Genomic DNA, 5511 nt, shown 5'->3' on the forward strand with positions numbered 1-5511 from the left:
CATCAGCGTCCTGTTCGCCATGCTCCGCGACGGAACCTTCTACGAACCCAGAACCCCACGCCTGGCTTGACGAAAGACATAGAGGCACCCCCCGGTCCTGACGACGCTGTCGGAGGTATTCTCCTATGCCCGGGCCGAGGGCGCCGAACTCCGCCTGGACGCCACCAAGATCTATCCGCCGACCCGTCGCCAGCCTCTGCGGACCGCGAACTCGTATCGGGAAGGAAGAAGGTCGGGTAGCTGGAGGGATTGACACCCTCCGGCTGTTGCCGTCTTGATCACGAGGTCAAGCATGAGGAGGAGTGGGTTCACCTCCACTGTGCGAACAGCCCGGCAGCGCCTGGCTGCCCGCTGAGGGCCGCAACGGCCGCCTTCATCTCGCGAATCCGTCTGTACTTGTTGCGTAGCCAGCGCACCAAATAGGCGTTGATACGCCTCAGGAATGGCTACAAGGCCGATCGGTGGAACCGGCCGTAGTACTGCATCCAACCCGCGACGATCGGATTGATCCGCTGCGAGAGGTCTTCCGCGGTGAGGTTGACTCGTTGGCGGAGCCGCCAGGAGCGGACCTCCTTGCCAAGTCGTTTGAGGGCGTCCCTGCTGACCGCAGCGCGGAACGACCATCTGATATTGCCATTCCTGTCCCCCATTTGGCGTTGTTGGAACTTGACATCCTCCTCGCACGGGGATTTCTGGCTCATGTGGGCTGGGGACCAGCGGTCTCCAGCTCTTGCACGATCGGCACCAGCCGGGTCGAGACCAGCCCGGACCAGCATCACGCGCGCGGGTTCGCGTCCCTGGGGGCACACGGCTGCGCACGCGGCGCAGATGTAGGTCTAGGTACATTCCGAAAGAGGAAGTGCGTTCTTGGCTCTCGCTCCGCACACCGCGCAGTCCATGGTGGTCTGCACGGGCTGCACCAGGCGAATGTCCCGCCCGTGCTTGCGGCCCCTCTCGATCAAAGCCGCCTCCGTGGCGCCGATCGCGGCATCCGCCGCCTTGCGCGCCATGCCGGACCTCGCCAGGAACGTCGGCCGGAAGTCCTCAACCGCAATCACGTCGTGGTCGGTCACCACGCGCTTGACCCACGTACGGCCCATGTCCTGACGTTGCCGGGCAATCCTCTTCGACACCTTCGCCGCAGCCCGGCGGGCCCTGCGGTACCCACCCGTGTCGGGCATGCCCCGCGGGGTGCGACGCCGCGCCATCATCCTCTGGTACCGGGCCAGCCTCGCCGCGCGGCACTCCTACCGCGCTGGGCGTGGGACAGATCATGGAGGTCGCGGATCGTCGTCGCAGTCTCACGCACCCCCCAATCGACACCGATCACCACGCCGGTGGCAGGCAGCCGCTGCACCTAGACGGCCACAACGAAACTGGCGAAGTAGCCGAGGCTGCGCCGGCACACGCGCACCGACGTCGGGGCGGCGGGCAGGTGGCGCGACCACACCACCGTCAGCGCGATCCCGCCCGCGAGGTGCAGGCGCCCGTCCTTGAGCCCAAAACCCCGCGTCGTACAGTTCAGCGACGGCGCGGCCTCGCGTTTGCCCTTGATGCGAGCCATCCCGGCCCGCTGCCCCATCGGCAGCCGCGCCACGATGTCCTTCAACGCCCTGGCGCGGAGATTGCCGAAGTCCCGGACGGTCTGCTGCTGCGGGACCGGGCTGCCTTCGCGCAACCACACCATCGACGCCTCGCCCCGGTCATCCTGTCCAGTTGCGCCGGGCCGCAGGGTCTTCTGCCCGGCGGTCTGGTTCAGGGCATGGACCTTGCGGGACGCCGCCACGCACTCGTTCCACACCCGCCGGCATCGCGCCCACTCCGCCTCAAGACCGGCACGCGCCGTGGACGACACCCGCAACCGGAAGATGAACCGGGCATGCCCGAACCCCTCCTCGACCGTCACTGCCGCCGTCACGCTCCGCAACCTCACAGCCCCACCGACAACCAAAGAGAGCGCAGGACAGAACAGATGCCCAGCCAACTCCACCGCTTCACGGCTCCGACCCAAGGACCCGTACCTCCCCGGCCTGAAGACCCGGGCCTCCTGGAAGAAACCAGGTGAGAGACTTTCACCGCTGGGTTGTCGTACAGGGGGCAGTCCGCCGCAGGAAGCCGAGATGGGCCCCGAGTGGGGAAGGACGTGCTCCAGGACAACATCGAAACCACGGGGCGTCACCGCGCTACTCTGCAGTTTTAGAAGCTAGACGCCATCCGATAGGACGCCAGCGACTTTCTTGCCGACCCTTCGCCACGAGAGCGGGAGCACACTTGACGAGTCCGCGTCAAACTGCAAAGGTCTGAACCGTCGCGGACCTCAACACGGCATCCGTTATTCAGAATTAGGCCTTGCGGTGTGACCTTTGCTGAGACGGATTCTCGTTGTTGCTCGTAGTCTCGGCCTTGCGCCGGCTTAGGAGTGGTACCCAAATGCCTAGCCCCCCGTCAAACCGCCGATGGTCAAGTGCGCCTCCTTCGGTAGCTTCTTGAGGGCACCGCCCGCCTTGGCGACTGATGACCAGATCACCGGACTGGTCAGCAAGTGCGTTGACGTTGCGACGGCGAACTACAAGTCAGTGGGGGACGGGCTCGGCATCGACCTCTCGCACAACCCTTCTCTGGTCCAGAAAGACTCCGCAGTAGCCTGGCGCACGAACTGGTTCCGGAATATCTCAATCGGCACCAGCACGATGGCTCCGCACAGCGCGATGGTGGACCGGGCGGGCTTCGGCAAGATCATCCGCGCCCTCAACGGCTCCCTCGAATGCGATGGGAAGAACCCAAGACAGGTCCAGAGCCGGGTGAGCACCTACCAGAGGTTGACCACGGCTCTCGGGCTCGACAAGGGCAGCAACGATCTCTACTCCTGAGCTTTTACGTTTAGCCGCTTCGGGTAACGTTCGAACCCGCGCCTAGGACGGGCCTTTCAATGCCTCTCACAGACACGTAGTGCCCGTGCGCTTCATACACGGCAGCCACAGTCCGCATCAACCAGATGCACAGTGCTATCGCCCACAAGTTCAACTGGACGTGCGCGCGGCCGCGTCATGATCCAGGGCTTCGATTATGCCAACAGATGGGAATCTTCCATGCACTCGACGTTGAAGCACTTCGCGTTCGCGGCAGTATGCGGGCTGCTACCTCTCTCAGCGGTGCCGTTGAGTACCCCGTCGGCGACCCTCGCACCTCGAGCTGCCCCGCAATTCGCGCCCCAGAGCTTCGCGCATCCGGGCGTCAACATCACTTCGGCGCAGCTGGAGTTCGTGAGGACCAAAGTACAGCAAGGCGCGTCCCCCTGGAGGGGTGCGTACGACGACATGATCAATGATCCTCTCGCCTCACTCACGCGAGTCCCTGCACCTCGGTCCGTTGTCAACTGTGGTCAGAGCAGTAATCCGAACAACGGATGCACAGATGAACGGCAAGACGCCATCGCCGCCTACACCGACGCGCTGGCATGGGCTATCAGCGGTGACGAACGGTATGCCAAGAAGTCGATCCAGATCATGGATGCCTGGTCAGCCACGATAACAAGTCATACGGGTGCAAATACGGGTATTCAGACGGCATGGTCGGCCGCATCATGGGTCAAGGCTGCCGAGCTTATGAAGTACCGCTACCAGAACTGGCCGAACGCGGCCCGCTTCGCGAACACGCTGCGTTCGATCTACCTGCCGGTCGTCGTGAACGGGGACGACAGGACGAGCAACTGGGACCTCATCGAGGCTGAGGCCTCAATCGGGATAGCGGTCTTCACGAATGATCCAGTCACCTTTGACAAGGCGGTCAATCAATACCTCCAGCGCGTACCCGCCTTCGTCTACCTCGAATCCGACGGACCGACGCCGCATCGCAGTCCGGACGGGGGCTTCAACTGGGAGACAGCACAACGGTACATCACCGGGATGACGCAAGAGACGTGCAGGGACTTCGTGCACACTGGCTACAGTATCGCCTCGATGTCTCACGTCGCAGAGACGGCTCTCATGCAAGGCGCGGATCTCTATCCGCAGGTTGGAGAGCGTCTTCGACAGGCGCTCGGCTGGCAGTCCACCCAGGAGCTACGCGCAGCTCCCGAGCCTGCGAACTTGTGCGGTAATGGGCCGCTCAAGCGCGGCCTCGGTCCGGTCACGGAGACTGGATTCAACGCACTGCACACGCGACAGGGAGTTGCCATGACCAACACCCAGGCGCTGACCGAGCGTAATCGACCGGCGGGAACGAACTATCTCTTCGTAGCCTGGGAAACACTGACCAACGCAAACAACCCGGTTCTACCCAATGCGCGGCTGGCCACGGGCCAGACAAACGGCCTCGACAATGTATTGGCTGCAAAGGAATTGACGCCCCGTGTGACTGTGGGTGGCAACGCCATCCTTCCTGTTCCCTTCGAAATTTTCGGCCGGTCCCACCTACAGGATCGTAGCGGTCACAGCAGCCCGCGCGCTTATGGGTGGTGAACTCACACTATCGGCTCCCCGGCCGAAGCAATGCCCCCGGGGGGCTGCTATGCGCGGCCAGGGTAGGAGGCCAACGCCAGGCAGGCTCAGCGAGAAGCGGGGTCGTGCGGAGGCCAGGCGCGCACGGATGGCGCCATGGTCGGCTCCAAGGCTGACTGTGCGGAAATCGCCTGCGTACCCCGAGTGCCGGTATTTGTGACGTCGGCGTTGCGCTCATCGTGGGCTACACCCTCCTCGGCGACCGGGACTTCGATCTCTTCCTATCCGGACCGCTCCACGAACCCCTTCGGCGCAAGCTACCTGTACCAGTTTTACGGCACCGACAGCGACTCCAACTTGACCGGCGCCGGAACCTCAGGACTGGACAAGAAGATCCACGCTGCGGCCTCGATCCCCGACCCGGGCCGGCAGACCGCCCAGGCCAACGCCATCGAACGCAAGGAACCCGCGCAGTACGCCAACCTGCCCCGGTTCAGCGGACCGTCCATCGACGCCGCGAAGATGGGCCTCACCAACGTCGGCGCCACCACCTTCGGCACTCCTCTGCCGGAGGCCGTGAGCCAGCAAAAGTAGCTGCTCCACGCGGCGTCCGGTGTGAGTGCGCCGCTCATGACGACGGACAGGAACGAAGGGGGACCGGGACTCTCTGCGCGAAGCCCCAGCCCAGGCCCTTGCTGTCCGTGGTCGTAGCGGTGATGTGGCCGGGCCGGTTTCATCGCCGACACCTGCCTCGCCCAACCTGCGGTCACCTCAGCTACACCCTTGGCGCGCCGCACGCCCCACCCGGAGCATCGGATCGCAGGTGCGGTACTGGGCCGCCACAGCATCGGGAACGCATCGCTCATGATGCGCTCACCGGCCGGGAGATGGATGCCATTGACGCCCGTGCGTCACGCTGTTGCCGGTACTCGAAGGGCCTGCCCACGACCGCATGGTCTTGGGCAGACCCTTCGTCGTGCCGATGTGACTACTTCTTGAAGCCGTAGTTCATCAGCTTCGTCGCGTCCGACGCACGGCTGGTCGCCGAGGGGGCCGCGAGAACGGTGCCGAT

Annotated in this window: 4 protein-coding genes and 1 pseudogene; 3 read left to right on the plus strand and 2 right to left on the minus strand. The window is 64.2% G+C overall.

The features are described from left to right. Positions 1-446: 446 nt before the first annotated feature. Together ACIP98_RS41745 and ACIP98_RS41750 are read right to left on the minus strand one after the other, a co-directional pair. Complete coding sequence (locus tag ACIP98_RS41745) at positions 447-701, minus strand: group II intron maturase-specific domain-containing protein (protein ID WP_401982044.1); 255 nt, start codon at positions 699-701, stop codon at positions 447-449. A gap of 27 nt (positions 702-728) precedes the next feature. Continuing rightward, positions 729-1906, minus strand: a pseudogene (locus tag ACIP98_RS41750) (RNA-guided endonuclease InsQ/TnpB family protein); the annotation flags it as partial. A gap of 598 nt (positions 1907-2504) precedes the next feature. Here ACIP98_RS41750 and ACIP98_RS41755 point away from each other — a divergent pair. From ACIP98_RS41755 to ACIP98_RS41765, 3 genes are all read left to right on the plus strand, one after another. After that, complete coding sequence (locus ACIP98_RS41755) at positions 2505-2870, plus strand: glycoside hydrolase family 19 protein (RefSeq protein WP_401982036.1); 366 nt, start codon at positions 2505-2507, stop codon at positions 2868-2870. Positions 2871-3047: 177 nt separating this feature from the next. Beyond that, positions 3048-4460, plus strand: a complete 1413-nt coding sequence (locus tag ACIP98_RS41760; RefSeq protein ID WP_401982038.1) for an alginate lyase family protein — start codon at positions 3048-3050, stop codon at positions 4458-4460. Positions 4461-4595: 135 nt separating this feature from the next. Beyond that, positions 4596-5033, plus strand: coding sequence for a hypothetical protein (locus ACIP98_RS41765; RefSeq protein ID WP_401982041.1), 438 nt, complete (start codon positions 4596-4598; stop codon positions 5031-5033). Positions 5034-5511 lie beyond the last annotated feature (478 nt).

The sequence above is a fragment of the Streptomyces sp. NPDC088354 genome, from assembly GCF_044753585.1.
Taxonomy (GTDB): Bacteria; Actinomycetota; Actinomycetes; order Streptomycetales; family Streptomycetaceae; genus Actinacidiphila.